The organism is Mycobacterium sp. 23 (genome assembly GCF_048287075.1).
Taxonomy (GTDB): domain Bacteria; phylum Actinomycetota; class Actinomycetes; order Mycobacteriales; family Mycobacteriaceae; genus Mycobacterium; species Mycobacterium gordonae_B.
Map to the genome: position 1 here is coordinate 3,738,841 of NZ_JBLVUX010000005.1, position 24,494 is coordinate 3,763,334.

General features: G+C 66.5%; 22 protein-coding genes. 10 read left to right on the forward strand and 12 right to left on the reverse strand.

The window, feature by feature from the left end:
• Positions 1-15 precede the first annotated feature (15 nt).
• From ACNQS7_RS18475 to mrf, 4 genes are all read right to left on the reverse strand, one after another.
• Positions 16-1,578, reverse strand: a complete 1,563-nt coding sequence (locus ACNQS7_RS18475) for an AMP-binding protein (RefSeq protein ID WP_418013660.1) — start codon at positions 1,576-1,578, stop codon at positions 16-18.
• Positions 1,575-2,477 carry an SDR family NAD(P)-dependent oxidoreductase gene (locus ACNQS7_RS18480; protein ID WP_418013661.1) on the reverse strand — a complete coding sequence of 301 codons (903 nt, stop codon included), beginning with the start codon at positions 2,475-2,477 and terminating at the stop codon, positions 1,575-1,577. The genes ACNQS7_RS18475 and ACNQS7_RS18480 overlap by 4 nt, the downstream gene beginning before the upstream one ends.
• 106 nt (positions 2,478-2,583) lie before the next feature.
• Positions 2,584-2,844, reverse strand: coding sequence for a type B 50S ribosomal protein L31 (locus ACNQS7_RS18485; RefSeq protein WP_418013662.1), 261 nt, complete (start codon positions 2,842-2,844; stop codon positions 2,584-2,586).
• Positions 2,841-4,037 (reverse strand): ribosome hibernation factor-recruiting GTPase MRF, encoded by a 1,197-nt coding sequence (mrf, locus tag ACNQS7_RS18490; protein WP_418013663.1) that lies wholly within the window; start codon positions 4,035-4,037, stop codon positions 2,841-2,843. Before mrf ends, ACNQS7_RS18485 begins: the two co-directional genes overlap by 4 nt.
• A gap of 79 nt (positions 4,038-4,116) precedes the next feature.
• On the opposite strand from mrf, the gene rpmB reads away from it, so the two are divergent.
• The 4 genes from rpmB to rpsR are packed head-to-tail and all read left to right on the forward strand — an operon-like array spanning position 4,117 to position 5,074.
• On the forward strand, positions 4,117-4,353 hold the full coding sequence (gene rpmB / locus ACNQS7_RS18495) for a 50S ribosomal protein L28 (protein ID WP_418013664.1): 237 nt from the start codon (positions 4,117-4,119) through the stop codon (positions 4,351-4,353).
• Positions 4,353-4,517, forward strand: coding sequence for a 50S ribosomal protein L33 (rpmG, locus tag ACNQS7_RS18500; RefSeq protein ID WP_418013665.1), 165 nt, complete (start codon positions 4,353-4,355; stop codon positions 4,515-4,517). Before rpmB ends, rpmG begins: the two co-directional genes overlap by 1 nt.
• The gene (gene rpsN / locus ACNQS7_RS18505; RefSeq protein ID WP_418013666.1) at positions 4,518-4,823 is read left to right on the forward strand and encodes a 30S ribosomal protein S14; all 306 of its coding nucleotides are present in this window, start codon (positions 4,518-4,520) and stop codon (positions 4,821-4,823) included.
• Positions 4,823-5,074: a 30S ribosomal protein S18 gene (gene rpsR / locus ACNQS7_RS18510; RefSeq protein WP_418013667.1), complete on the forward strand. Its 252-nt coding sequence runs from the start codon at positions 4,823-4,825 to the stop codon at positions 5,072-5,074. The genes rpsN and rpsR overlap by 1 nt, the downstream gene beginning before the upstream one ends.
• On the opposite strand, the gene ACNQS7_RS18515 is transcribed toward rpsR, so the two are convergent.
• On the reverse strand, positions 5,071-5,979 hold the full coding sequence (locus tag ACNQS7_RS18515; RefSeq protein WP_418013668.1) for an oxygenase MpaB family protein: 909 nt from the start codon (positions 5,977-5,979) through the stop codon (positions 5,071-5,073). The genes rpsR and ACNQS7_RS18515 overlap by 4 nt on opposite strands.
• Positions 5,980-6,104: 125 nt before the next feature.
• On the opposite strand from ACNQS7_RS18515, the gene ACNQS7_RS18520 reads away from it, so the two are divergent.
• From ACNQS7_RS18520 to ACNQS7_RS18540, 5 genes are all read left to right on the forward strand, one after another.
• Positions 6,105-6,689: a TetR/AcrR family transcriptional regulator gene (locus ACNQS7_RS18520; RefSeq protein WP_418013669.1), complete on the forward strand. Its 585-nt coding sequence runs from the start codon at positions 6,105-6,107 to the stop codon at positions 6,687-6,689.
• Between the two features lie 153 nt (positions 6,690-6,842).
• Positions 6,843-8,642, forward strand: coding sequence for a thiamine pyrophosphate-requiring protein (locus ACNQS7_RS18525; RefSeq protein WP_418013670.1), 1,800 nt, complete (start codon positions 6,843-6,845; stop codon positions 8,640-8,642).
• Positions 8,643-8,711: 69 nt separating this feature from the next.
• Positions 8,712-10,079, forward strand: a complete 1,368-nt coding sequence (locus ACNQS7_RS18530; protein WP_418013671.1) for an adenylate/guanylate cyclase domain-containing protein — start codon at positions 8,712-8,714, stop codon at positions 10,077-10,079.
• 50 nt (positions 10,080-10,129) lie between these two features.
• Positions 10,130-12,403, forward strand: a complete 2,274-nt coding sequence (locus ACNQS7_RS18535; protein WP_418013672.1) for a heavy metal translocating P-type ATPase — start codon at positions 10,130-10,132, stop codon at positions 12,401-12,403.
• 54 nt (positions 12,404-12,457) lie between these two features.
• Entirely contained in the window at positions 12,458-12,676 is a 219-nt protein-coding gene (locus tag ACNQS7_RS18540; RefSeq protein WP_418013673.1) for a heavy-metal-associated domain-containing protein, read from the forward strand.
• On the opposite strand, the gene ACNQS7_RS18545 is transcribed toward ACNQS7_RS18540, so the two are convergent.
• The gene (locus ACNQS7_RS18545; protein ID WP_418016051.1) at positions 12,673-14,565 is read right to left on the reverse strand and encodes a cytochrome c oxidase assembly protein; all 1,893 of its coding nucleotides are present in this window, start codon (positions 14,563-14,565) and stop codon (positions 12,673-12,675) included. The genes ACNQS7_RS18540 and ACNQS7_RS18545 overlap by 4 nt on opposite strands.
• Before the next feature lie 137 nt (positions 14,566-14,702).
• On the opposite strand from ACNQS7_RS18545, the gene ACNQS7_RS18550 reads away from it, so the two are divergent.
• Complete coding sequence (locus tag ACNQS7_RS18550) at positions 14,703-15,308, forward strand: DUF5134 domain-containing protein (protein ID WP_418013674.1); 606 nt, start codon at positions 14,703-14,705, stop codon at positions 15,306-15,308.
• 5 nt (positions 15,309-15,313) lie between these two features.
• Here the strand turns inward: ACNQS7_RS18550 and ACNQS7_RS18555 are convergent, their stop codons facing one another.
• The 6 genes from ACNQS7_RS18555 to ACNQS7_RS18580 form a co-directional block, all read right to left on the reverse strand.
• Complete coding sequence (locus tag ACNQS7_RS18555; protein WP_418013675.1) at positions 15,314-19,468, reverse strand: AMP-binding protein; 4,155 nt, start codon at positions 19,466-19,468, stop codon at positions 15,314-15,316.
• Positions 19,455-19,688, reverse strand: a complete 234-nt coding sequence (locus tag ACNQS7_RS18560; protein WP_418016052.1) for an acyl carrier protein — start codon at positions 19,686-19,688, stop codon at positions 19,455-19,457. Before ACNQS7_RS18560 ends, ACNQS7_RS18555 begins: the two co-directional genes overlap by 14 nt.
• A 4-nt stretch (positions 19,689-19,692) precedes the next feature.
• A complete protein-coding gene (gene fadD10, locus ACNQS7_RS18565; RefSeq protein ID WP_418013676.1) occupies positions 19,693-21,276 on the reverse strand; it encodes a fatty acid--CoA ligase FadD10 in 1,584 nt (527 codons plus the stop codon).
• Between the two features lie 41 nt (positions 21,277-21,317).
• Complete coding sequence (locus ACNQS7_RS18570; protein WP_418013677.1) at positions 21,318-21,881, reverse strand: FcoT family thioesterase; 564 nt, start codon at positions 21,879-21,881, stop codon at positions 21,318-21,320.
• Complete coding sequence (locus tag ACNQS7_RS18575) at positions 21,878-22,747, reverse strand: TauD/TfdA dioxygenase family protein (protein ID WP_418016053.1); 870 nt, start codon at positions 22,745-22,747, stop codon at positions 21,878-21,880. The genes ACNQS7_RS18570 and ACNQS7_RS18575 overlap by 4 nt, the downstream gene beginning before the upstream one ends.
• A gap of 205 nt (positions 22,748-22,952) precedes the next feature.
• Complete coding sequence (locus ACNQS7_RS18580) at positions 22,953-24,362, reverse strand: PPE domain-containing protein (protein WP_418013678.1); 1,410 nt, start codon at positions 24,360-24,362, stop codon at positions 22,953-22,955.
• Positions 24,363-24,494: the final 132 nt, after the last annotated feature.

A 24,494-nucleotide genomic window follows, 5' to 3' on the forward strand; every position in this document is an offset into this window, starting at 1 on the left:
CGCCAGGTCAGTTCGCTAGCCGGACAGTTCCCGGCGCACCACCTTGCCCGCCGGATTGCGCGGGATGCTTTCGACGATGTTGATATCCCTGGGCTGCTCGAAGCGAGAAACTCTGCCCCGCAAGTATTCTCGCAGCGCGAGCTCATCGGCGGCGCTGTCCTCCCGCAATACGACGAACGCGGCCAAGCGCTTGCCGAACTGCTCGTCGGCCACCCCGACGACCGCATTCTCGGCCACTTCCGGGTGCCCGGCCAACGCGTTCTCCAGCGCGCGCGGGTAGACGTTCTCACCGCCGGAGACGATCATGTCGTCTTCGCGGCCAACGATATACAGGCGGCCGTCCTCGTCGAGGTAACCCATATCCCCGGTGCTCGTCATGCCGTCGATGACCGCTTTGCCGCCACCACCGGTGTATCCGTCGGAGGCCAGTCCGCCACCGACGAAGATGCGCCCGGTGACCCGTGGCCCGACGGGCCGCCCGTTGCGGTTGTAGATACGCACCGGGCAACCGGCGACCGGCCTGCCCACCGTCTCGGGGTAGCGGCGCAGTTCCTGCGGTGTGGCCAGGGATCCGATACCAACCTCGGTAGAACCGTAGAGGTTGTAGAGGACGTCACCGTAGGCGTCCATGAACCGGCGGGCCAGGCCCGGGTCCAGGCGGTCGCCGCTGGATATGACAACACGCAAGCAGGACAAGGGGTTTCGCGCTCGCACCCGTTGCGGCAGATCCAACATGCGGGCCAACATGATGGGCACCGCGCTCATCGCCTCGGCCCGGTGCAGGGAAGCCTGGGCCAGGGCGCCCTCGGCATCGAAGCGGCGGCGGGTCAGCACCGTGCCGCCCAGTGCGATCGCCATCATCAGGATGCCGAAACCGAGACCATGAAACATCGGAGCCGCCAGAGAGATTCGCGTGCCGACGCGTAATCCGGTACGCGCCAGTATGGTCATGCTGACGCCCACCCCCGAACTGAGGTGGGGCGTGCGTGGCACCCCTTTCGGGATTCCGGTGGTGCCTGAGGTCAGCAAGACCATCCGCCCCGACGGGGCGACCTTGGGCCGCGGAACATCCAGTCGCGGTTCGACGCCGGCCGGATCGATGATCCGGATCGGCTCCTCGGTCGCGACGATCTGAGGGGTGAACTCGTCGTCGCAGAACATCGTCCGGATCTGGTGTGCCGCAAGGGCGCCCGCGAGGGCGTCGGAGCGAAACTCGGTGTTCACCAACACCACATCGGCGCCGATCAGCGCCGTGGCGAAAACCGCGGAGACGAAGTTGCGCCCGTTGCGGCACATCACGCCGACCGGCTGCCCGGCGCGCACACCGGCATCGAGCAGCTCCACGGCCATTGACTCGGTCATCGACAGCAAGTCGTGGTAACTGAGTGCACCGTCTTCGTCGACGATCGCGGTCCGCTGCGGCCAGCGTGCCGCCGACACAGCCAGCAGGGTGAAAAGATTGGTCCCACCCCGGCATAATTCGCGGGCCAGACGCAACGCCCCGGCGGGACCGGGCGGGCCGAGCAGTCCCGATGACAGCACCGCGCGCGCCGTCGTACCCACCACGCTGTCCGTCACGACCGGGCTTCCTTTGTGACCGGCGGCAAGCCGGATTCGGCGAAGAACCGGCTGTACCACAGCCGGGCAGCGCGCTCGGCGGGTCCGGCCAGCAGCACCGAAGCGATTTCGGCCGGCCAGACCCAGGGCGGCTCGTTGGTTCGGGGCCGCTCGATGATGACCTTCGCGACGGCGTCGGCGGCCTCGTCGGGCGTTAGGCCCGGCAGTCGGCCGAGCAGCGGCGTCGGTTCGATCATCCGGGTGCGGACCAGCGCGAAGTAGATCGTCGAAACGTCGATGCCGTCTGCGTGCAGTTCCGGCGCGACACTGCGCAGCCAGCGGTCGAAGGCTCCCTTGGACGCCTGGTAGGCGCCCCACTGTGGCCCCGGGACCACCCTCACGCCGACGCTCGACACATTGACCAGGTGCCCGCGGCCGTTGTCGCGCATCGCCGGCAGCAACCCGAGCAACAGCCAGATCGGTCCCAGATAGTTGACGTCGATCGTGCGCTGGAAGTCGTGAGGGCGGTCGTACTGCTCGTGCAGCGACCGGCGCAACGACTTGCCGGCGTTGCTCACGATGATGTCCAGCGGGCCGTGATTCTCGGTGATCTGCTTGGTCAGCTCGCTGACGGCGGCCTCATCGCTGAGATCGGTCGGATAGACGACCGCCTGTCCCCCACCAGTATTGATGGAGGCTGCGACATCTTCCAGGCGATCGGCCGAACGGGCCACGATCAACACCTTCGCTCCGGCCGCCGCCAGCTTGCGGGCGGTAGCCTCGCCGATCCCATAGGACGCGCCGGTGACCAGCACCGTTTTGCCCGTGACGACATCGCGCAACCTGTCCGGGTCGGATTCCCGCGCCGGGTTTGCCAACCTGCTGGCAGCCGAATCAATCGCCTGCAAGACAAGATTCATCGGCTGTATCCCTCGATCGCTGTCGACCCGTCTTCACCTATCGAAACACAGGTGTGACCCACGGTCACAACGCCACCTGAAGCCCTGGCGCGTCGGGGTACCGCCGCTATCGAGTTCTAGGGCCGTATCTGCGGTGGAAGAGGTCCACCCTGCCGGCGGCGTCGAGCGTGCGCTGCGTCCCAGTCCAGAAAGGGTGCGAATCCGCCGACACCTCGACGACGACCAGTGGGTACGTGTGCCGCCCAGCCGGGGTTTCCCACTCGATGGTGCGGGTGCTGTGGATCGTCGATCGTGTGATAAACATCGTGCCGGTGTTGGCGTCCTGGAACACGACCGGGCGATAGTCGGGATGGGTGCCGGGCTTCATCCGCGCTGACCATCGTTGCGGTGCGCCGAGAACTCGCCCGCCGCGTCCGGTGTCTCGTGACACGGATCCTGATGCCAGTCGCCGAAGGGGTCGCGATACCCGGTCCAGGAATCCGGATCGGCCATCTCCAAATCGGTGAGCAGCGCCGCGTTCAGAGCGTTCGTGATGTCGACCGGGTCGGCGCCGCAGACCAGCATGGTCATCGCGGTGTGCCGGTCGCCGTGGTGGAACTCCCACATCAGTTCGGCGAACAACCGGCGCTCCGGGTCGACATAGGCGAGCTCCGAGGGGGACATGGCCGCCAGCCACTTTCCTGCCGAAGCGACCCGCAACCCCCCGCCGGCCGATTCCAGCCACATCACCTGTTCGGGCCGGTTGGCCAGCCACAACCGCCCGCGGGTGCGCACCACTCCGTCCAGGAGCAGGTCCACGGCGTCGTGCAGGCGTTCGGGGTGAAACGGGCGGCGGGCGTTGAACTCGAGGATGACCACGCCGCGATCGGCGTCCAGCGGCGGTAGGCCCGTCAACAGCGGCGCGTGCGGGTGGTCGGTCCGGCCGCGCCGCGAACGCCCGTCGAGGTTCGCCAACGCCAGCTCGACACGATCGCATCCGACCGTGATCCGCGCCCGCGGCGCCAGGCGTCGCAGGACGGCCAGCGTCACCGGCTCCGGCTGAGTCAGCACCAGCAGGTCGCCGAACTCGGCTTGCCCGACGGCCGCCTGGGCCACCGTGCGCCCGTCGGGCAGCAGGTCCTCCCCGAGCGCCTGCGACAACCAGTTGACGGAGTCCACGCAGGTCACCACGGCGGCTATCTGCACGTCGAGAGCGGCCGGTCCGTCCGGATAGCCGGGACCGACCCGCACCCGGACGTGATTGACCGCCCAGCAGATCGGTTCGGGTTCCAGCCACGACGCCACGTGCACGACGACGCGGGCCACATTGGAGCGTCGATGCAGCTTCCGCAGCAACACCAGCAGGTCGTTCCGGATGGTGCAGGAAAGGCAACCGTGCGCCAACTCCAGCGCCTCCTCGGTGGTGCGCAACTCACCACGATCCAGGGTGATGACCGTGCGGCGGACCACGTGCCCGTCGAACCGGTGCTCGACCACGGCAGTGCCCGGCTGCCGCAGGAGCGTCCCCGTCACCTCGTCGGTGGCTCCCTGACCGACGACCAGCACTACCGGAGTTCGCATACCCGCTCCTTATTGAAAATCATTTTCATTAAGGCTACAGTCCGATGCGTCGCTTGTCTAAACACGAGGGGAGGCCGACATGTCAGCGCGATGCCAAGTCACCGGGCGCACAGTGGGTTTCGGCAATGCGGTGTCACACTCGCACCGGCGCACCCGGCGCCGCTGGTCACCGAACCTGCAGCGTAAGACCTACTACCTACCGTCCGAGGGCCGCCGCATCACATTGCGGGTCAGCGCCAAGGGCATCAAAGTCATCGACCGGGACGGCATCGAAGCGGTCGTGGTCCGGTTGCGCCGCATGGGCGAGCACTTCTGATGGCGCGCAATGAGATTCGCCCGATCGTCAAGCTCCGCTCGACGGCCGGCACCGGTTACACCTACGTCACCCGCAAGAACCGACGCAACGATCCGGACCGGATGACACTGCGGAAGTACGACCCGGTGATCAGACGGCACGTGAACTTCCGGGAGGAACGCTGAATGGCCAAGAAGTCCAAGATCGTCAAGAACCAGCAGCGCCGCGTGGTGGTGGCGCGCTACGCCGAGCGGCGCGCCGAACTCAAACGGATCATCCGGTCTCTGCAAAGCACGCCCGAACAGCGAGTCGACGCACAACGGGAGCTCGCACGCCAGCCTCGTGATGCCAGTGCCGTCCGGGTGCGCAATCGTGATTCGATCGACGGCCGCCCACGCGGACATCTCCGCAAGTTCGCGTTATCCCGGGTGCGCGCGCGCGAACTCGCCCACCGGGGCCAGCTTCCCGGCGTGCGCAAGTCGAGCTGGTGATGGCGCAGCGTCCCAACAGGCAACTGCGCACCGCTGCGCAGCCGATGGCGAAGAAGAACCTGCTGACAAGTCTCGGCATGGCGACCGTCGACTACAAAGACACAAACACCTTGCGACTCTTCCTGTCCGAACGCGGAAAGATCAGGTCTCGCCGCGTCACCGGGCTGACCGTCCAACAACAACGCCAGGTGGCCAATGCGATCAAGAACGCACGCGAGATGGCACTGCTGCCGTATGTCGCTGCGCGCTAATTGTTGATCCGGCGCGGGTCGACACCCTCGCGCTGCCACGCGTCGGCCGCCCAGGATGCGTAGACGAACCGTAGGGGCAACCGGTTGATCAACGGATTCAGCGCCCGCATGATGGCCGCGAAGCGCTGAAATCGCTTCTCCTTCTTGCCATCCCAGGCGAGATCGCATACCGCGCGCATCTGCGGCGGGCAGGTCCCCGCGATCACCAACCGGGCGTAGGCGTTCACGGGCGCGGACAGGATCCGCCAGATCGGGCGGGGAATTCGGCGCGGGCCCGGGAGCCCTTTGCGGATGTAGCCCGTCCCATACAGAACGGTCTTGTGTGGCACGAACCGGTCGAGCATGCCGTCCCAGTATTCGACGAACTCGTCGTAGGTCTGCGGCTGACCCCGGTCGCTGACGCCGTACAGGGAGTACCAGACCTTGCTCTCGGCGAAGATCTGTTCCTTCTCCGCGTGCGACAGGCGCCGGATGAACGTGTCGGCGTTGTAGAGAACCTGGTCGACGAACGTGGCGTGCGCCCAGTAGAACAACTCCGGGTTCAGGGCGTGATAGCGCGAACCGTCGCTGACGGTCCCTTTGATCGGCTTGTGGAAGTCCCGCACGGTACGACCCCACTTGTGCGGGTCTTCGGAATAGACGGTTTTCATCAGCGGCGGCGCTGTCCGCTTCGCCCGGCCCAGCGTGTCGCTGAACACCACCGAATGGTCAAGCACGCCCTGGGCAAGCTGTTCTATGCAGTTCTCGGTGCCCGCGACGCGCTGGAATCCGAACAACTGGGTCCGATAATCGCCGTAGAACTTCCAGATCAACGAGTCCGGGCCCAGCACGGGCGCCGCGTCGTCGATCTCGTCGCGCACCACCGGCGTCGCTTCCCGGACGCCGACCTCGAAACTCGTACTCATCACAACCCCCTCCGGCACCCCCCAGCGCCGTTGAAGCAGAGACACAAAAACGTACTTTTGTTTCACGATACCATTCGAAGCGGGAAATCCCCGGCATCACTGCCGGGCGGGGAAAGTAGTTGAGCATGGCGACGAGGGCTACGGGTACCAGCACCGCGTCCGTCGAGGACACCATCCTGGACACCGCACGCTCGGTCTTCGAGACCTACGGCGTGCGACGCGCGAACATCGAAGATGTCGCTGTCCGGGCCGGGGTGAGCCGCAGCACCATCTACCGGCGCTTCCCCACTAAAGACGAGCTGTTCGAAGCCGTGGTGCGGCGCGAGGCGGCGTTGTTCTTCACCACGCTGGACCAGGCCACCACCGGCTGCAGCCCGCAGGAAGCGGTCATCGAGGCGTTCACCCTCGGGGTCCGCCTGATCGAAGACTCACCGTTGTACTCGCGCATCGCCGAGAGTGAGCCCGAACTGTTCGGAATGTTCTCGCGTTCGGACGTCTTTCCGATCGGCCAGTTCGCCGACGGCATCGCCCACACCCTCCGGCGCTGTGGCGTCGCCATCCCGGACGCGGATCTCGCCAACGTCGCGGACATCCTGCTACGGGTCGCCGTGGGCATCATCGTGTTTCCCACCGACCGGCTCGACACCTCCGATCAGGCAGCGGTCCGCGACTACGCCGCGCGCTACCTGGTTCCGATCATCAGCGCGTAAGTCCGCGGCCGGGGTGGTTGGTACCCGAGACGACGGACGTTTCGGGCAGGCCTGAGCGGGTAAGGCGTCAGCATCGGCTGCGAGCCAGATTCTTTCCTTCCGATGCTCGCCCGAATGTTGTCGCCGAATTTTCCGGCAGGTAGGAGAGTGACTGTGTCCCAGACGGTGGCCGACGTGTTGTTGTCCCGGCTCCGCGAATGGAATGTCAAACAGGTCTTCGGTTATCCCGGTGATGGGATCAACGGTTTACTCGCTGCCTGGCAGCGAGCCGGGGACCGGCCACAGTTCGTGCAGGCCCGGCACGAGGAGATGTCCGCCTTCCAGGCGGTCGGCTTCGCAAAGTTTTCCGGCGGAGTCGGCGTATGCGTGGCCACCAGTGGTCCTGGCGCAATTCACCTACTCAACGGGCTCTACGACGCCAAGCTTGACCACGTCCCAGTGGTCGCCATCGTCGGGCAGACCGAGCGGTCCGCGATGGGTGGCGCCTACCAGCAGGAAGTGGACCTACTCAGCCTGTTCAAGGACGTTTGCAGTGATTACGTCCAAATGTGCACCGTGCCACAACAATTGCCGAATCTCATTGACCGGGCGATCCGTATCGCGGTGAGCGAAGGATGCCCGACCTGCATCATCGTCCCGTCCGATGTGTTCGAGCTGAAGTACGAACCGCCGACGCACGCATTCAAGCAGGTTCCGTCCAGTCTCGGACTGAGCCCCGCCCGCATGAGCCCGGATGACGCAGCGGTGCGCGCGGCCGCCGATCTGCTCAATGCCGGCGAGAAGGTCGCCATGCTGGTCGGGCAGGGAGCTCGCGATTGCGTGGACGAGTTGACCCAGGTCGCCGACCTGTTGGGGGCCGGCGCCGCGAAAGCCCTGCTGGGAAAGGACGTGCTGCCCGATGATCTGCCCTGGGTGACGGGTGCGATCGGGTTGTTGGGCACCACCGCCAGCTGGCACCTGATGATGGGCTGCGACACCCTGCTCACCGTCGGATCGAACTTTCCCTATACCCAATTTCTGCCGAAACTGGACCAGGCTCGCGCGGTGCAGATCGACCGGTCGGGCAAGTGGATCGGCATGCGCTACCCGTACGAGCTGAACTTGGTGGGCGACGCCAAAACGACTCTACAGCAATTGATTCCGTTGCTTCAGCGCAAATCCGACCGAGAGTGGCGGGAGACCGTCGAGAAGCACGTTGCGAAATGGTGGAACACCGCGCAGCGGCAGGCGATGACCGACGCCGACCCCGTCAATCCGATGCGGATCTTCCACGAATTGTCGACGCGGTTGCCGACCAACGCGATCGTCACGGCTGACTCCGGGTCCGCGGCGAACTGGTATGCCCGCCACCTCAAGTTCACCGCGGGCGTCCGTGGGTCGCTGTCGGGAACGCTGGCGACCATGGGCCCTGGGGTGCCGTATGTCATCGGGGCGAAGTGGGCTCATCCCGACCGGCCGGGCATCGCTTTCGTCGGAGACGGGGCGATGCAGATGAACAACATGGCCGAACTGATCACGATTGCCAAGTACTGGCGGCAGTGGACCGACCCCCGATTGATCATCGCGGTTCTGCACAACAACGACCTCAACCAGGTCACCTGGGAAATGCGGGCCATGGAAGGCTCGCCCAAATTCGAGGCGTCCCAGACGCTTCCGGACGTGGACTACGCCGCATTCGCGCGCAGCCTGGGTCTGCATGGTGAAAACCTGAATGAGGCAGGGCAATTGGGTTCCGCGTGGGAGCGTGCTCTGGCCGCCGACCGCCCCACGGTGCTCGATGTGCGTTGCGATCCGGACGTTCCGCCCATCCCACCGCACGCCACCTTCGAGCAGGCCAAGTCGCTGGTCCAGGCGGTGGTCGGTGGTGACGAGGATGCGGCCGGGTTCATCAAGCAGGGGATCAAGCAGCAGGTGCAGCAGTACCTGCCGGGCGAGAAGACCGACCGAACCTGAGGCCCCTCGTCTCGCGTCCGCCCGGGGACCTCAGGTGAAAGTGTCGGCCCGGATTACTAACCTGTATTTGTGGCGCAGGCTCCCCGGACTCGCTATGCGACCTGTGGCGAGGTGGACATCGCCTATCAGGTGTTCGGCGATGGCCCCCTCGACCTGTTGGTGCTGCCCGGCCCGTCCATCCCGATCGACACCGTCGACGCCGAGCCGTCGATGTACCGGTTCCACCGGCGCCTGGCGTCGTTCGCCCGGGTGATCCGCTATGACCAGCGCGGCATCGGGCTGTCGTCGCGGGTGTCGTCGCCGGACATGATCGGCCCGAAGCACTGGGCCAAGGACGCCATCGCGGTGATGAATGCCGTCGGCTGTGAGCGCGCGACGATCCTGGCTCCTGGCTTCACCACGATGACCGGCCTGGTCCTTGCGGCCGACTATCCCGAACGGGTCAGCAGCCTGGTGTGCATCAACGGCGCGGCCCGGACGCTACGCGCGCCCGACTACCCGATAGGCCATGAGATCGATGCCGCGGACCCCTTCACCACAGTCGCCATCGAACCCGACGCCGTCGAGCAGGGCTTCGACATTTTGAGCATCATCGCTCCATCGGTGGCCGCCGACAACGCGTTCCGCTCATGGTGGGACATGGCCGGCAACCGGGCTGCTTCGCCGAGCATGGCCCGGGCGATCATCACCGCCGTCCGGCACTCCGACGTCCGCGACACCCTGCCCCGCGTCACCGCGCCGACGCTGGTGTTGCACCGCGACAACCGTGGCTTCAGCCCGATCGAGCATGGCCGGTACCTCGCCGATCAGATCGCCGGAGCGCGCCTGATCGAGCTGCCCGGCGAGGACACGCTGTACTGGGTGGGCGACGCCGCCGCCATGCTCGATGAGATCGAGGAATTCGTCACCGGCGTGCGCGGTGGCGGGGATGCCGAACGCGTGCTGACGACCATCGTGTTCACCGACATCGTCGGCTCGACGCAGCGGGCCGCGGCGCTCGGCGACTACCGGTGGCGCGACCTGCTCGACAACCACGACACCATCGTCCGCCACGAGATCCAGCGGTTCGGCGGGCGGGAGGTCAACACCGCCGGCGATGGTTTCGTCGCCACGTTCACCAGCCCCAGTGCCGCCCTGGCCTGCGGCGACGCCGTGATCGAGGCGGTGCGCGTGCTGGGCATCGAGATCCGGGTGGGCATCCACGCCGGCGAGGTCGAAGTGCGCGGCGCGGATGTCGCCGGGATGGCCGTGCACATCGCCGCACGCGTGGGCGCCCTGGCCGGACCCAGCGAGGTGCTGGTGTCCTCGACCGTGCGCGACATCGTCACCGGTTCGCGGCACCGGTTCGTCGGCCGCGGTGAGCGCGAGCTCAAGGGCGTGCCGGGGCAGTGGCAGGTGTGCGCGCTCATCCGCGAGCACGCCACCGTCAGCTCCTGATACCGCTTGTACGCTGGGCTTACCGATTGCACCGAGCACCGAGGAGAACCGTGGCGACGCCGCTTGTGGAGAACTCCGAGCGGCAGCGTGTCCGGCTCGACGTTTCCGGGATGTCCTGCGCGGCGTGTGCGAGCCGGGTCGAGACGAAGCTGAACAAGGTCCCCGGTGTGCGCGCATCGGTCAACTTCGCTACCCGGGTGGCCACCATCGACACCGTCGACGCCAACGTCGACGAACTGTGCGAGGTGGTCAACCAGGCCGGTTACCAGGCGGTTCCGCACACCGACTCCTCCGCGCCGTCCGAAGGGGATGATCCCGACGCCCGGCATGCCCGCAGCCTGCTGCGCCGGCTGCTGATCGCCGCGGTGTTGTTCGTGCCGCTGGCCGACCTGTCGAGCATGCTCGCGATAGTGCCAAGCGCCCGGTTCCCCGGCTGGGGCTACGTGCTGGCCGCGCTGGCGGCCCCGATCGTGACCTGGGCGGCGTGGCCTTTCCACTCCGTCGCGCTGCGCAATGCGCGGCACCGGACGGCGTCGATGGAGACGCTGATCTCGGTGGGCATCGTCGCCGCCACCGTCTGGTCGCTGGCGACGGTCTTCGTCCCCAGGCAGCCCCGCGAGACGCACGGCGTCTGGCAGGCGATCCTGCACAGTGACGCGATCTACCTCGAAGTCGCGGCCGGCGTGACGGTCTTCGTGCTGGCGGGCCGTTACTTCGAGGCGCGCGCCAAGTCGAAGGCCGGCGGCGCGCTGCGCGCTCTGGCCGCCCTCGGCGCCAGGAACGTGACCGTACTGCTCGACGACGGTTCGGAGTTGGTCATCCCGGCCGGCGAACTCAAGAAGCGTCAGCGTTTCGTGACGCGGCCGGGCGAGACCATCGCGGCGGACGGGGTTGTCCTGGAAGGCTCCGCCGCGATCGACACCAGCGCCATGACCGGCGAATCCCGACCCGTGCGGGCGTCTCCGGACGCCGCGGTGGTCGGGGGCACCGTGGTGCTGGACGGCCGGCTCATCATCCAGGCCACCGCCGTCGGCGCCGACACCCAGTTCGCCGCCATGGTCCGCCTGGTCGAGGAGGCCCAGGCGCAGAAGGCACGCGCCCAGCGCCTCGCCGACCGCATCTCGGCGGTGTTCGTCCCGGCGGTCTTCGCTATCGCGCTGTTGGCCGGTTCGGCGTGGCTGATCAGCGGCGCGGGTGCCGAGCGCGCCTTCTCGGTGACGCTGGGAGTGCTGGTGATCGCCTGCCCGTGCGCGCTCGGGCTGGCGACGCCGACCGCCATGATGGTCGCCTCCGGCCGGGGTGCCCAGCTGGGAATCTTTATCAAGGGCTACCGCGCCCTGGAGACCGTGCACGGCATCGACACGGTCGTCTTCGACAAGACCGGCACGCTGACCGTCGGTCAACTGAGCGTGAGCACGGTGACGACCACCGGCGGGCACGACGACGAGCAGGTGTTGCGCCTCGCGTCGGCGGTGGAGGCGGCCTCCGAGCACGCGGTGGCCGCGGCGATCGTGTCGTCATCACCAGATCCGTTGCCGGTCAAGGACTTTGTCGCGGTCGCCGGCTGCGGCGTCGCGGGATTCGTCGACGGCCGGCGCGTCGAGGTCGGCAAGCCGTCCTGGATCACCCGGGATGCGCCGGGCGACGTCATTCTCGAATCGGCCCGGCAGGATGGCGAATCCCGCGGTGAGACCGTGGTTTTCATCGCCGTCGATGGACTGCCGTGCGCGGCGGTCGCGATCGCTGACACGGTAAAGGACTCGGCTCCGGACGCGGTCGCCGCGCTGCACCAGCGCGGCCTGCGCACGATCCTGCTCACCGGCGACAACAAAGCCGCCGCCGGCGCCGTCGCGAACCGGGTCGGCATCGAGACGGTGATCGCCGAGGTCCTGCCGCAAGGCAAGGTGGAGACGATCGAGCGGTTGCGCGCCGAAGGCCGGACGGTGGCGATGGTCGGCGACGGCATCAACGACGGACCCGCACTGGCTTGTGCCGATCTGGGATTGGCGATCGGCCGGGGCACCGACGTCGCGATCGGGGCTGCCGACATCATCCTGGTGCGCGACGACCTGAACATCGTCCCGCAGTCGCTGGACCTGGCGCGCGCGACCATGCGGACGATCCGGATGAACATGGTGTGGGCCTTCGGCTACAACGTGGCGGCGATTCCGATCGCCGCTGCCGGCCTGCTCAATCCGCTGATCGCCGGCGCCGCGATGGCCTTCTCGTCATTCTTCGTGGTGTCAAACAGCCTGCGGCTACGCAACTTTGGCACCCAGACCTCTTCGCCGAGGGTGAATCACCCGACACGACACACAGATTGACCGTCGCCGAAATCACAGTCGGCGGGCCATGCGACCGCCGGTAGGATGGCCCGCATGGCCGAACAGACATTCTCCGTCACCGGGTTGCACTGCGAAGGGTGCGTGGCGACCATCACCACCGCGCTGACCGCACTGAAGCCGGTGACCGCGGTCAGTATCGACCTGAACACCGAAGGCACGTCCGCGGTGCGGGTTTCGGCCAACACCGAGCTGACCGCGGAACAGGTTCAGGCCGCACTCAAGGGTGAGGGCAACTTCACCGTCGTCGGTTAGCGCCGCATCCGGGACAACTCCCGCAGCATCGCGTTGTATGCCTCCAGATCGTCGTCAGCGTAGTCGCTGTCGGCGTGCCGATCGCCGCGGGACGCGTCCTTGCGGTCCTGCCGTGCCCACTGGGTGACCAACGCCACGATGACGATGATGACCGGCACTTCGGTCAGACTCCACGCGATTCCGCCGCCGAGATGCTGGTCGGCAATGATGCTGGGCAGCCACGGCAGGTTCACCGAACGGTAGAAGGTGTTCCCGACCGGCTCGGCCATCGTCATGAGCGCGACGCCGAAGAAGGCATGGAACGGCATCACCGCGAACAGCAGACCGATACGGCCCGGGTAGGGCAGCCGGCGCGGGCCCGGGTCGATGCCGATGATCGCCCAGTAGAAGAGATACCCGACGAGCAGGAAGTGGACCGCCATGAACTCGTGGCCCCAGTGGTAGCGGACCAGCGTGTTGAACAGCGGCGTGAAGTAGACGATGTACGGCGAGCCGACGAACAGGACGAAGGCGACGATCGGGTTGGACAGGAAGGCAGTCACCCGGGAATGCAGGAGCCAGGTCAGCCATTCGCGCGGCCCGGGCGGCTGCCCCTTGCCGGCCGACGGCAGTACCCGCAGCGCCAGGGTTACCGGACCGCCCATCACCAGCAGCACCGGGATGAACATGTTCAGGATCATGTGTTCGGTCATATGCATGCTGAACACGGCTGATCCGTAAGCACGCACACCCGAACTGGTGGTGAACACCAGCGACAGACATCCGGCCAGCCAGGCCACCAATCTGCCCACCGGCCAAGCGTTTCCGTTGCGCCGTAACCGGACGTAGCCCGCCACATAAGCGGCGCCCAGCACCAGCCCGGCCGTCCCCAAAAAGCTGTCGAAACGCCACAGGGTCAGCACGCTGGCAACGGTCGGCGGGTGCGGCAACTGATAGCCGAGAAACACATCCCAACCGGTGAACTGGTGCGCGAGGAACCGGGGCGCGATCTGAGCGGCCATCGCCGAGATCGCTGCCAACGCGGCGGCCGCGGCCAGCGCGGCGGCCGTGGCGGCGAACCGGGGCAGCGCACCACGCAACGCCCAGCAGTCGGATGCCCACACCAGGGTCACCAGCGCACCCGCGAGGAGCCCCAGGCGCGCGAAATCGGACCCGAACGTCAAGGCCGGAATCAGCAGGTACAGCAGTACGGCGCCGTAGGTCACCGCCAAGGCGCCGAAGCCCACCTGCAGTCCCTGTACGGCGCGGTTGGGGCTGGTCCCGGTCAGCGCGGCGACCACCTTGAGCCCGGTCAGCCCGGCCATGGCGACCGCGAAGACGATCGCAGCGCTGGTCGCGTAATCGTGGTCGGGACCCTGACCCGCATTGCCGGTCACCGCGGTGGCCACGACGCCGATCACGGTGGGCACCAGCAGCACCGCGTGGCCGAGCCACCGGGTGTTCAACCGCAACGTCACCGCGACCGGAAGGGCGAAAACGGCCACCACGATCCAGGCCCGGGCAACCTCGGAGACGCCGATGGCGTCGAATATCGCGCCGTTGCTCACCAGCGCCCCCGGCCGCACACCCGTGTCATGCGACGCCTGGATCACCACCATCGCTGCGGCCGCCAGCACCCAGGCGAGCGACACACGCTCGGCCAACAGGTGAATCCGGAATGCCGCCGCATCGATCAGCCCGTCGGATTCCGGCTGCGCCGTCACCACGACCAGGAGCAATGCGCCCAGGCACAGTGCGCCCAGCAAGGACGCGACGAAGTACCCGACGGGTTCGGCGGCGCCGGCGAAGGCGCCCGGATAAGGGTTGCCGGCCTCGGCGTAGCGGCGCGGCCCGGAGACCAGGCCGTAGGCACCCAGCGCGACGGCCACCGCCACAAACCCGCCGGCCAGTACCGCCGTCCTCGCCGGGGACGTGCGGGCAACGTCGCTATCCACCCTTGCAGCTTACGACCGTGCGTCGTAGCACCGGCCGCCCGCAGCGCATAAGGTTCGGTCACTGTGGGGCTTATCGCCGAGGAACACCGGGCATGATCGACGATCTGCCGCTGCGGTGGGTGGTCACGGGCCTGTTCCTGTTCAGCGCCGTGGGCTTCGCCCTGGTCACCGACCGGAAATCCTGGACCTCGGTGATCAGCCACGCACTGCACGTCACGATGGCGATCGCCATGGCGGCGATGGCCTGGCCGGAGGCACTCGGGCTGCCGCCGACACCCGCGGAGGCGTTCTTTCTGGCCGCGGCGTTGTGGTTCCTGATCGTCGCCGTCCTCGCCGCCCGGATGATCGGCGCACGCCTGGCGCTCGGCTACCACGCGCTGAAGATGGTGGCGATGGCATGGATGTACGCCGCAATGGGTGGACATCTGACACCCGAACGCCCATCGATGCCGAGCATGCCCGCCATGCCGGAAATGCAGGCAGCGTCGGCGGACACTTCGCACGGTTGGATCACCACGGTGAACTGGATCTGGGCCGCCGTGTTCGTGCTGGCCGCCTTCGTGTGGAGCTACCTCTTCATGACGCTGCGCCGCCGCCGCGAGGGCCCGGTGTGGCGTGCGAGACTGGGCGCCCTGGTTCAGGCGACCACGGCCGCAGGCATGGCAATCATGTTCTGCATCATGATTTTTCAGGCCTGAGCCGATCAGACACCCTGGAATTCTCGCGCCAGCAGGGTGTGGACCGACGGAGGTGGTGCGGGGAGTTCGGTCACGGATTCGAGGTCGAGGGCGATGGTCGGGTACTCCGCGAGGTACTCGGCGTACGACCGCGCCCCCAGGCGCATGCCCAGGCTCACCCACGCATCCACCACCGACCACCGGCGCGGGTTGGCCGTCGCCCACTCGCTGTCATCGAGCCGCTGCTTCCACTGGGCCACGTCGAGTTCGTCGAGCGCAAACCCGCCGAGCAAGTCTGCATAGTCCACGGCCTCGCCACGCGCCACGGTGATGCCCCGTCCCAGCTCCCGCGCACCCGAAATCTCCGGTAGCAGGCCCAGGATCGCGGCCGCGGCAGCACGACCGGTGGTGACCTCCTCGACCAGCGTCAGGGCAGGGTATGCACCCAGCGCGACGCAGGCATCCACGACCGATACCAGGATGTCCGCGGAGTCCCGCAGCTGACTGTCCTCGCCCAGTACCCGGGGCAACCGGACGATCGTGAAGTCGAGTCCATTTGGCGCGCCGGCCACGGCCAGTTCCGCGAGCGACTTGGACGCCGCGTACGGGTAGGGCGCAGTCCGCGGATCGGTGACGCGGGCCGCGGTGACCTCGGCATCGACGACGAACGTCGACAGATGCACCAACCTGACACCGCGGTCCGCGCATACGCCGACGATCGAGGAAACCAGATCCACGTTCGCCGTCCGAAGTTCGCGGTAGGGAATGAGCACGTTGGTATTGCCGATGCAGTTGATGACGGTTCCGGCGCCGGTGTCGCGGATCAGCGCGTCCAGTTCCGCCGGCCCGAAATCAGGCGAAAGCCGTTTGATCCGAACGCCTTCGACATCGTGAAGGTCGGACCACGGGCCGTGCTCCGGTTGAGATCGGCTCGCGAGGACCACATCGGGGCACCGGACTCCGGACCGCTTGAGGTCGAGGATCGCACCGGCGAATCCGGTGCCCAGGATGCCTGACGCACCCAGCACCAGGATCGCACCGCCGGCGTGGGGCGAGGCGCAACTGCCGGCGCGGGGTGACCGCAGGTCCTCGAGGTCGCGTTGTATCTCGATGGTGGTCGCCAGGTCCATCCACCCGGTCGTCACGGCACCGGCCAGGTCGGTGACGAGGTTCGCGGCGGTGTCGGCACTGATCAGGTCCAGGACCGAAACCTGTTGCTGGAGAACCCGTCTGGTGTCCGGAAGGATTCTGATGAGGTCCAGCGAACCGATGCCGGCGGCGAGCAGCGACGTGTCGGGCTCAATGGCTGTCCCCAGGTGCCGGCTCCACAGCCGCGCCAGACCGGCTGCGATTTCGGCGGTTTCGTTGGTGTCGTCGTCCATCGTATCCACGAACTCGGGCATCGTTCGCAGGTTGGCGCTGTCGACCTTCCCGCCGGGTTTGCGCGGAATGGTCGACGCTGCGACCACGAAGAACGCGGATACCCCGTTGCTCACCAGTATGTTTCGGATCCGCCCGGCCGGGTCGCCGTCGGCTTCGCTGGTCTGCAGGGTTTGAAACCACACGCCGAGGCGGCCGTCGTGCAATTCGACCGCGACATCGGCTATCGCGGGGTCCGCGGATATGCGCCTGGCGATGTCCGCGATGTCGACGCGCTTTCCGGCCACCTTGACGACATCGTCTTTGCGGCCGGCGAAGAGCGGGAATCCCTCGGCGTCCAGGATCATCCGGTCCGCGGTGGCGAATGCGCGGTGTTGCGTACCGTCAGCGGCGGTGACGGTACCGAAGCTGCGGTCATCCGTCCCGAGGTATCCGGCGGAGACCAGGTCCCCGACAATCACAACCTCACCGAAGGCGATACACACCGTGCCTGGCACTATCGGTCGCCCAAGCCGTCGCCGTGCCTCGACCGCGCCGTCCGAAACGATCGGCAAATACGTTGCAACGACGGTGGTCTCGGTGGGCCCATAGCTCGACACCAGCTCGACTCGTTGTCCCGCAACCGAGCTCAGCCATCTGTCGACAGCGGCCGGGCGAAGCGCTTCGCCGCCGACCACGATCTGCCGAAGACGCGAACGCCGGATCGCGTCCACCGCGTCACCGTCTTCGCACAGCAGATGCCACACCGCGGTGGGTACGTCGAGGAGCGTCGCGCCGCCGGCTACCAGATCCTTGACGAGTCCGTTGAGGTCGCCCGCTTTCATTGCCGTGGTTCGCACCAACTCCGCTCCGCTGACGGCGGCACCAAAGATCTCCTCGACGCTGATGTCGGAGGTCAGCGGCGCGCACTGCAGCATGGTGTCCTGCGGTCCCCAACCGTAGGCTGCGGACGCCGCGGCACAGAACAGCGCGAGCGATTCATGGGTGACTCTCACCAGCTTGGGCTGGCCGGTGGAACCTGAGGTCGGCATGATGTAGGCCGTCCTGGTTCCGAGTGACATGTCCTGTGCCACTTGAGTAAGACGTTCTGCGACAAGCGCGCCGCCGTCCTCATCCGAGGCCACCGGCAGGTCCACACCGCGCACGTCGAGCACCTGCGCGGTCGCGCCCTCCAGGTGCTCGGCTATGGCCTGTGCGCGCGCCGAAAGTTGTTCGGGCGTATCGCAGATGCTGTATCCGCAGCCGGCAAGATGGGTCGCGATGATGCAGTCAATGGTGTTGCCGGTGTCGTCGTCGGTGAGCACCACGACGTCACCGGGCGCGATGCCGCTGCGCACCAGATAGCCGATCCATTGGTGGACCGCGGGCCGGTCCGCGAGGGCCGCGCGGACCGCTACGGCCCCGTCCACAAACCAGGCACGCTGCCGGGGCGTGTCGATATCTGTGGCGTCTGAGCCGATGGACCCGTCCGGGCCGAGTTCGAACCATTCCTCAACGGCCTTCGCGATCGGTTGATCCCACAGGCTCACCATCGACCCGAGTGCCGCGGCGATCCGGTTGGCAACGGGGATAGGGGATTCCGGCTGGTCCGACCGGTCCCAGATGGCCACGTTGAGGACGCGCTGATCTTCGTCCAGCACGCTGGCTACGGTCCTGCCCTCGATCGGGCCGATATCCGTCGCGATCGGCGCCTGGCTCAGGTAGGGGCGAAGGCTGGGCGCGCATGTCTCGCGGATGAAGTTCAGTGTCAGCGCGTCGACGCGGGAGGTCCGGTTGGTCGCCAGATACATTCGCCGGTACTGCTCCTCACGCAGCCAGCGGCGTCGCACCGCCCTGACGTATCCCCGGTCGACCGCCCGCACGACGTCGCGGACCGAGGCGAACGGCGCGAACCTGACCGGGTGCGCCACCGAATTCACCAGGCACGTGGCGACATTGAGTTCCGGATCACCGAACCTGTTGTCGACGGCGTGGACGAGAAGGCCCCCGGTGTCGTGTCGCAGGCCTGCGTCCACCGCCAGTGCCGCCGTGGCCACCAGGACGTTGAGCGGGACCTGCTCGGTTTCCGAGAGCCGCAGGAGCGCGTCGAAGGCCTGCCCGGCGATCGTCACGGATTCCTGCAGGACCCCCTTGGCGGCGGACCCGGCGGCGTGCGGGCTCTGAGCGGGCCCGGCGAGGCGCGCATCCTCGGCGAGCTCGCGCTGCACGGCGGCACCGGCGCGGTGCAGCGTCTCATCGGTCTTCGCCAGTTCACGACGATGCGCCTGCGCCAGCTTCGTCAAACCGTTGGCCAGCAAGGGCAGTTCCGCGGCGCCGCCGGCCGCGAGGTGGCGGGCCAGGTCGGCTTCGATGATCGCAGTGGCGCCACCGTCGACGACGATGTGGTGCGCATGCACGTCGAGGCCGGACACGTCACCGGCCGGGTTGGTCCACACGGTGTACCGCACCAGTGCGGTATCGAGGATCCCGGAAGACCAGGTGCGCTGGAGTTCGAATTCATCGCCCGCACTGTGCATTTCGCCCGGCCGAACCCGCACGATGTCGCCGAACCGAAGCCGGGGTACCAGACGGGGATAGTCGCTGTCCGACGCCGGTGTCTCCAAGACGCAGAGCTGAATAGGATTCTCGCAGACCATGGCCTCCAGAGCGGCCAGGAATCTCGGCAGCTGCAACGGGTGGAATCGGTACGTCTTGCCGATCAGGTACAGCGACGGATCGCCGTCCTGCAGCACTCCGTTGTAGAGGTTCTGTTGCGACCTGCTCAGCGGGATTCGGTCCACCCAGACTTCAGGCGCGCTCACAGAGATTCTCCAGCTCCCGAACCCATCCGGCAATCGAGAGATCCTCCGCCAGGCGGGTCGGCACGTCGGATTCCCGGTCCACGTCAAGCCTTTTCATCAGCAGGACGAACCGAACGGAATCCAGTCCGAGGTCTCGAAGGTCAGTGCCGTCGCCGTCGTGCAGATCCTGTTCGTCGATGTACAACACATCGCAAACTGCGGCGAGCACCTTGTCCCGGATCGTCTCAGCCACGACCGGCCACCCCGGCTTTGCCGAGCGACGCGGCCAGCGATGCCCGCATGACCTTGCCGGACTGTGTGCGTGGGATCTCGGCGACGATCTCGATCGTCGAGGGCCGTGCCATCGATTCCGACTGCTCCCGGAAGCGGGCCGCGATCACCTGCTTGAGCTTGCGGGCCGCCGACTCGTCCAGCTCCGCCGAAGGAATCACAGCCAGGCCTACCAGCGCCCCGAACTCCGGGTCCGGGATCTCGTAGCACGCGGCTTCGCGGACGCCGTCTGCGCCTTCCGCGATGCGGTCGACCTCGTCGGGCGCGATATTCACACCACCGGAGATGAACATCTCCGACGATCTTCCCTTGATGTAGAAGAAACCATCTTCGTGGCGCTCGAGCAGATCGCCGGTGTTGACCCATCCGTCCACCAGGACCGCTTGCGTTCGCGCGGCATTGTTCCAGTACCCCAGCATGTTTGCCGGAGACTTGATCCAGAGCGTGCCGAAGGAGGCGGAGGGCCCAGCACCCGGCGCCGCGGGCCCGGCGCCGTCGGGACCGGCCAGGTACACCTGGACTCCGGGATAGGGCCGCCCCACCGCACCGGCCTCGATCTTGGCAATCGAGTCTTCGTCGGTCGGCAGACATAAAGCGGTGCACCCTGTTTCGCTCAATCCGTAGACCTGCGCGGTGCGCACGCCCAGCGCTTCGATGAACCGGACGTCGGCCGCGATCGCCCGCGACCCTCCGTAGCCGAGCAGTCGTAGCGACGGGACCTTTTCATCAGTCGCCTTCAATTCGGCGATCAGTTTCGAAAGCAAGGTCGGGACAACGCATGTCGTCGCGACCTCGTTCCTGCTGAGAATCTCCAGCAGGGACGTGGTGTTCTCACCACCGGTGATACACAGTCCGCCGCGCATCAAACAGGTTAGTATCCACCACAATCCGCCGATATGCGTCGCCGGCAGCGGCGAGTAGGTGGTTTCGCCGTCCACCCAGCTGACCCAGTTCAGCCCGGTTTCGCGCAGGATGTCCTGGACGGCGTAGAAGGTGCGGTTGGCCAGCAGTACGGCCTTCGGCTCGCCGGTGGTCCCGCTGGTGAAGATCATGGCCAGTGGATCGTCGGCACCGCGATCCGGGCAGCGGTAATCGTCATCTGTGGCCGCGGTATTCCCGGTGTGGCCGTTGAGCTGGACCTTCAACACCGGTACGGAGTGCAGGCTCTGGGACAGGGTGGACAGGTCGGTTCTGCTCCCGGGCGCGATGAGAACCGCACTCGGAGCCGTGATTTCGGCGAAACGATCGATGGTGGCCGGCGGCAGGTTTCCGTCGGCCAGCACCGCGATCGCCCCGAGTTTCGCGCAGGCCAGCACCGAGAGGTATGTCTCGGGCCCGTTGTCCGACAGGACGAGTATCCGCGAGCCCGCGGATACCGACCGCGTCCGAAGCGTCGCGGCGAGCGCGCTCACTTCGGCCACCAGTTCGGAGTACCGCAGCGAGCTCTTGCCGTCGCACCGGCGCAGTGCGGTCGCCTGGGGCCGCAGCCGCGCCTGTTCGAAGACCCGTTCCAAGACGGTTGGTGCTAAGTGAGACATGACGTTCAGGTGCTTTCTGTGGTGCTCTACGGGATGGTGCTCTACGGGATGTTGAGGGCCGCCAGCTCGACCTCGCCGGACGCGGCCCCGCCGTACTCGTCCCAGAACTCGATGGCGCACTTGATCGACAGGTAACGCAGATTGCGATCGATCACCTCGAAGTCCTGGCAGAGCAGCCGTGCGGAGAACTTCTGGGCGTGAATCATCCTCTTGAAACGCGAGGCAGTGTTCTTGATCAACATGCTGGGCAGTTGAAGGTCGAAGTAGTCGGAGATCGACCAACCCCGCAGCACCGGAATCTCCTCGTTGAGGATCGCCGGCGCGAATGCGCTGTACGCGAGCTGGTTGAAGCACAGAATCAATTCCGCCGCATTGAAATGCCCGGTGCTGCGGATGTAGGCCGGCTCGCTGATACTGAAATTCCCGTAGGCGAGTACCGAATCCGCCGTGGCCTTGTAGCTCGCGTCGATGAGGTAACGGCAGCCTTTGTATTCGTACGGGTCAAGCACCTTGACCAGCAAATGCTCTTCGATCGAAGCGGTGTCGCTGATGTCCGCAAATTCGGTCCGCGTCCGTGCGGACGGGGACAAAGTGATGGTACTCATACTGCATATCCTGGTGTTTCGAGTCCGTCCAACATTGTCAGACGGTGGGTGGTTAAATGACCTGCGGCGGTGCCGTGTTTCGCGCGGTGCATGAGAGCACGGTTGTCCCACAGAATGATGTCGCCGACTTCATAGTGCTGGGTGTGAATGAATGGCGATTTGTACTCCGTGTCGAGTTGGCCCGTCGCCTCCATCAGTTCTTGCAGAATGGCCGGGTCGAGCAGGTTCCCGTCCTTGTCTTCGATCTTCGTGGTGCCGGTCGCGCAGATGTAGAGGATCTCCTGGCCGGTGTGCGGGTGGCGGATCACCGTCGGCCACTTGATCGGGGGCGTCGTTCGGTTGATCTCGTCCCAGACTTCGCCGATCGGCCGGTACACGTCGCGCGGGCGAATCTTGATGTGCCGCCGCGGATCGTGGGTGCTGAAGGTGCCCCGGACCGGGTCCTGCGCGGCGACCGGCAGCGACTCCCAGACCCTGGCGAGGTCGATGAAGTAGGTGCCGCGGTCGGCTCCCGGCACGGTCAGCGGCAGCACCATGGAGAACGCGAACGGCTCCGGCATGAACATGTAGTCGATGTGCCAGAACGCGCCGGTCTTCGGAACGCCCTGCCCTTCCTCGGTGGAGGAGACGAAGATTTCCGGATGCTCGTGGTGATGGTAGACCGGCTCGTAATAGGGAACGATCTGACCGATTATCCGGCCGAGTTTGATGAATTGTTCGGGAGTCGGATGGACGTCTTTGAGGACGACGAGTTTGTTGCTGTACACGATCTCGCGGATTTCTTCGGTAGCGAGATCGTCCAGGTTTGCGGGGTCCAGCCCGGTGACCTGAGCACCGAGTCCCTCGCCTTTCACATTAAGTGTCATTGAGTGTCTTTCCTGTCTGATAGAAAAATGAGTCAGGGCTGCGCGTGCAGATAAGGTGCCGTGATGGTCCAACCCCCTTAAGTGAATTCTTCCGATGATGTCGCCGTATCGCACTGGCGGCGCGGCTTGAGATGAACCGAGGGTGTCAGGAGTCGCTTGCCCGTTTCTTGCGTAATCCTTGAAGGCGTCTCAATGAGAGTTCGCATCATCGGCGTCCCGAGGTCGCGTCGGTCGGCCACGTGGCAGGCAGCATCGGGACGGTGCCACCGGAGCGGTCGTCCGTCAGTCGGGTGATTCCGGCCGGCGCTTCGGCGCGGGCTGCAGTGGTACCGGTGAAACCGAGTCCTCCAGCTCCCCGGGTGCCGGCGGCGGCAGGTTCAGGCTCGGCACCTGCCTCGGGCGCGTCGTCCATTTCAGCTGTGGCATCGAGGAATTCGTCACGATGGCCGCGTATTCCGGCGGTGGTGCGGCGCCGGCGCCGGCTTTGGGCTCTCGCGGCGGCGACCTGGGCCGGGGCCGCGGCGTCGACGCTGTCCGCCACGCTGTCCGGCGCCTTCGCCCCCACTCTGGGGCCGGCGCCGACTCCGGGCGGCGCCAGGCCGGGCACGGCGTAACTGATGACGGACGCCGGCGCCGGGCTGGTCGCCGGGGCCGGCGTGGTGGCGCTGGGCGTGGGATTGCCCACCGGTGAGCTTGGCGTGGGGGCAACCGATACTGGCTGCGCGACAACGATATTCGTGAGGTCGTCGGCACGGGCAGCAGGGCCCGGTTCGGCGGCCACCGGCAGCGGCCCGGCCGGCAGCTCGCCGAACAGGAACGGGAGCAGCAGCCTCAGCGCGCTCAGCGCGCTCAGGGCAGGGGTGAAGAACGGCAGCAGCAGCAGGGAATACGAGGCGTAGTACGGGTACCAGAGCAGGTCGTACAGGAACAGCGCGATAACCGCCAGGACAACGGTGGTGGCGGGACTGAACCCGAGTTGCTGGAAGAAGTTCAGAAAATACTGGTACGGGTTGGCGATGAGGTTTTCCAGATCCGCGATGAGTTGGGCGATCGAATCCGCCGGGGCGGCCGGGGCAGCTTGAGCTTCCGCGCTGGCCGCCCTGATGGGGGGTGCCGGCGGAGTCGTCGGCGTTGTCGCCAATGCCCCGATGGCGGTGGCCTGATAGACGGTCATGGTCTCGGCGGCCTGAATCCACATCCGGACGTAGTCGGCCTCATTGAGGGCGATGGGGAGGGTGTTCACGCCGAAGAAGTTGGTGGCGACCAGTACGCCGTGCAGCGCGTGGTTAGCGGCCAGTTCCGCCAGGGTGGGCATGGCCGCAACGGCGGCGCTGTACGCGATGGCGGCCGTTTGGTGCTGCGCGGCCGTATTGGCGCTGTCGGCGGCCGCCTGCTCGAGCCACGCCAGGTAGGGGCCGTGGGCAGCGACATACTTGCTCGCGCTGTCGCCCTGCCAGCTCCCGGCCTGCACGCCGGCGAGCACCCGGCTCAGCTCGGCGGCCGCTTGACTGTAATGGTTGCTGAGTCCTCGCCACTCTTGCGCGGCAGCCAGCAGTGATCCTGGACCCAGCCCGGCATTGAGCAGAGCTGAATGCTCCTCCGGAGGCAGGGCCATCCATATCGGGCCGGTCAGGCTGCCACCTCCTCGCTTAGATCGATTGCGCGAGGCGGAAACCGACCTTGCGTTGCCCCGTGGTGTGTTAGTCGGCGCCGGTACTTCAGAAGTTCCCGCAAGTTCCGGCGGTCA